Origin of the sequence: Nocardiopsis sp. TNDT3 (assembly GCF_003427465.1) — a bacterium.
In the GTDB taxonomy this organism is placed as follows: domain Bacteria; phylum Actinomycetota; class Actinomycetes; order Streptosporangiales; family Streptosporangiaceae; genus Nocardiopsis; species Nocardiopsis dassonvillei.
This window is the reverse complement of sequence record NZ_QPFC01001077.1, coordinates 1-3,417: the sequence shown is the minus strand read 5'-3', so window position 1 is coordinate 3,417 and position 3,417 is coordinate 1. Positions and strand designations below refer to the sequence as shown.

The window sequence follows — 3,417 nt, the reverse complement described above, 5'->3', positions numbered from 1 at the left end:
GGTAGGGGCCGTACTGCGCGCCGGGGGGCGCCGGGTAGGGCGCGGGGGCCGCGTAGGGGTCGTGGCCGACCGGACCGGGGACCGGCTGCTGGGCGTACCCGTGCTGGCCCTGCACCTGCGGGGCCGCGGGGCGCTCGCCCGGCACCTGGTAGGGCTGGGGCGCGGGCCACGCCTGGGGAGGCTGCTGGTGGCCCTGGGCGGGCGCGGCGGCCTGCGGCTGCTCCGGCTGGCGGTGGTCGTCGGCCTGGGGTGCGTCGGCCTGCGGCTGCTCGGTCCGGCGGTGGTCGTCAGCGGCCTGCGGCGGGTCCTGTCGGTGGGAGTCCGCCTGTTCGGGCCGGGGCGAGCGGCCCTGCTCCTCGGGGAGCCGCGTCCGCCCGTGCGGAGCCTCGGCCCGCTGCCGCCCCGCCTGCTCGGGCCGCGGGGCCGGCTGCGGCGTGGTGTCCGCGGGCGCCGCCTGCGTCTGCGCCGCGGGGGCCTGGGGCCGCTCCGCGCGCTCTGTCGGTGAGGAGGTGTCAGTCATGGTGTCCGTGGTGGCGGTGATGGGTGGGGTACGCGGCTCGGGCTCGTCCAGGCCCACGCCGCGCCACTGGTTGACCGGGGAGGCCCCGGTGTCCACGTCGTCGACGTTCACCCGCCGGGTCGTGTAGGGGTTGGGGACGCTGGTCCTGGAGGCGGGTCGGTACCCGTTCTCGGCGGAGCCGGAGAAGGGGCCGGTCGCGGGGGGCGCGGCGTCGCCGCGCTCCGTCGCGCCCGACTCGGGAGCGGACCCGCCCGTGGGCTGGGCGCTGTCCCGGTCCGACGCGCGGCCGGAATTCTGCGAGTGCGGATGCACGGGATGATGCACGGGATTTCCTTGCTGGGTCTCCGGTGAGGGGGGTTCCTGGGCTCTGACCATACGGGAGATGGCTCGTCGGAACCGTCCCTCCCGCCTGGCTGCTTGCCCGTCCTCCGCTGACGTCATCGACCCGCCCCCGCGCGGGTGCGGAGCGGGGCTGTCTCGCGGCGACGGCGCCTCTGCCACAATCTCGTCTCCTCGCGTCGGTGGGGCTGGCTCGGCGGCGGCGCCGCTCCACCGCCCTGCCCGGGGAGGCGGCCGCCCCGGGATCCCGGGCGGGACCCCCGTGGCAGCCGGGTGCCCCGTGCGCCGGAAGAAGGTCTCGGCCGGGGCGCCCCCGCCCGAGCGGGGACCAGACGGGTGCGACACCCCATCCGGAGACAAGTATCCATGCCCCGCACAATTCCTGTACTTCCACCGAGAACCGTCGTTCGGTTCGCCAGACTAACAAAGGTCGACAGCCTTGGCAGACGAATCGGGGAAGCCTCAGAAAAGCACTCGGGGAAGCATCTCTGACGTGCGAGAACACTCTCGTGGAGGTGCTGTGACCCCAGATGTTTTTGTGAGATTTATGGACCCGTGTCTGTTTCCGGCCAGGTGTCAGCAACCCGTCCACACCGGGGCTAGACGTCCAGCCCGGTCTGCCCCGCGCGGGCGTTGACCAGCGCGGACATGTTCCCCGGCGGCTGGGCGTTGTCCCGGATCAACTGATGGGCCTCCCCGATCTCGTCGAACTCCACGATCCTCGTCACACACGGGTCGAGCTGGCCGCCCGCGACGAGGTCGATCACCATACGGCACTGTGCCGGGGAGGCGAAGTGCGATCCCTGGAGGCGCTTGAGCCGCATCCACAGGAAGCGCAGGTCAACGTCGGCCTGGAAGCCCGAGGTGGCGCCGCACAGCACCACCATCCCGGCGTTGTCACACAGGTAGAGCGAGGTCGGCAGGGTGTCGGCGCCGGTGTGCTCGAACACGATCCGGGGCGCGCGCCGCTCCCCCAGCTCCTCCCAGAAGCGCTTGCCGAAGGCGCGTACCCCACGCATCCAGGAGGCGTAGGCCTGGGTGTCCCCCTCATCCGGAACCCTCCCCCAGTGGTCGAACTCGGTCCGCTGGATCACACCGACCGCGCCCAGTTCGCGGCACATCCGCGCCTTGTCCTCGGTGGAGACCACCGCGACCGGCTTGCCGCCCACCTGCCGGGCCAGCTGGATGGCCGAGGTGCCCAGGCCCCCGGCCCCGCCCCAGATCAGCACGGGGTCGCCGGGGCGGACCACGTTGGGCTCCCACCCGAAGAGCTGGCGGTAGGCGGTGGCCGCGCTCACCAGGAAGCCGCCCGCCACGTCCCAGGGCAGGTTCTCTGGCTTGCGGTGGCACTGGATGTCGCGCACCAGGGTGAACTGGCCGAAGGAGCCGAAGTTGTTCTCGTAGCCCCAGACACGCATGCTCTGCGAGGCGATGGGGTCGCGGCCCATGCGGATGTCGTCGGCGCTCTCGTCCCACTGGCCCGGGGCGATGATGACGTGGTCGCCGACCTCCACGCCGCGGACCCCCTCGCCCACGGCCCAGACGACCCCGGCGCCGTCGGAGCCGCCGATGTGGTACTCCTCCGCGGCCCCGACCTTCTCGCGCATGGCGATGACGTCCACGGGGTGGCCCATGGCCGCCCAGACGTTGTTGTAGTTGATGCCCGCGGACATCGTGTAGACGAGGACGTGCCCGGGTTCGAGGCGGGGCACGGGAACGACCTCGCGCGCGAAGGCCTCGCGGGGCTGGCCGTAGCGCTCCCGCCGGAGGGTGAAGGCGTGCATGCGCGCGGGCACGTGGCCCAGCGGGGGCACCTCGCCGAGGTCGTACAGGTCCTTGGGCATGGGGAGGTTCCTTTCAGCGACCGGGGGTGTGGAGGAGGTGTCCGGGCTCACCGGACGGCGACTCGTCCGGGTCGTGTTCCTCGGGTCACGGGTCCGCGGACCCCCGGCGGAACACTCCCGGGAAGCGCACGCGCGTCCGCGCGGCGGCCGGCACGGACGCATGCACGCGCGACCGCGCGGGACGCGGTCCGGGAGGGCGCACGTGCATCTTCCCGTTCGCAGCTGCAAGTCCGGAAATAGGTGTACGGACTGACCGAATCCAAGTCCACAGTGGCGCGGAAGCGCCGCCACCGGGGTGCGACGGTTCTCCGGCGTTCCTCTCCGGGCCGGGACGCCCGGGGCGCGGAACAGCGGGGAGCGGGGGTCATGGCTCTCCTGTCGTTCTTTGTCGCCCTGTCCCCCGCCGCACCCGGAACCCTTCCGAGAACAGCCTTGAACTGGGAGTACAGTGTCTTTTCCCGTGCTTTCGAACGTACGCGAACGCATCCGTCAAACTGCCGCGACGGCGGGCCCAAAACGCATTCCGCGTCGCCGGAGAGGGAGTCGGAGCTTCCCTTCCGGAGACGTTCGCAGAGGAAACGGGCGGTGTTTGCGGCACCACCCTTCTGACGCACAGGAGACTACCTTCCTCAGCCGCGAATGCACATCAAGGGTCATCATTCCGGCACAAAAGAGAGAGTGCGCGCAGCGGGGGCGGGGCCGTGCGGCCCCGCC

General features: G+C 72.1%; 1 protein-coding gene and 1 pseudogene. Both read right to left on the bottom strand.

Annotation, left to right across the window (positions count from 1 at the left end; translation table 11 throughout):
• Nucleotides 1–844 (bottom strand): annotated as a pseudogene (locus DQW06_RS24020) (ATP-binding protein); the annotation flags it as partial.
• A 614-nt stretch (nucleotides 845–1,458) separates the two neighbouring features.
• A complete protein-coding gene (gene ccrA, locus DQW06_RS24015) occupies nucleotides 1,459–2,703 on the bottom strand; it encodes a crotonyl-CoA carboxylase/reductase (RefSeq protein WP_013151542.1) in 1,245 nt (414 codons plus the stop codon).
• Nucleotides 2,704–3,417: the final 714 nt, after the last annotated feature.

Coding starts and splice junctions, on each gene's coding strand:
- ccrA (WP_013151542.1), bottom strand. CDS start 2,703: ATGCCCAAGGACCTGTACGACCTCGGCGAGGTGCCCCCGCTGGGCCAC.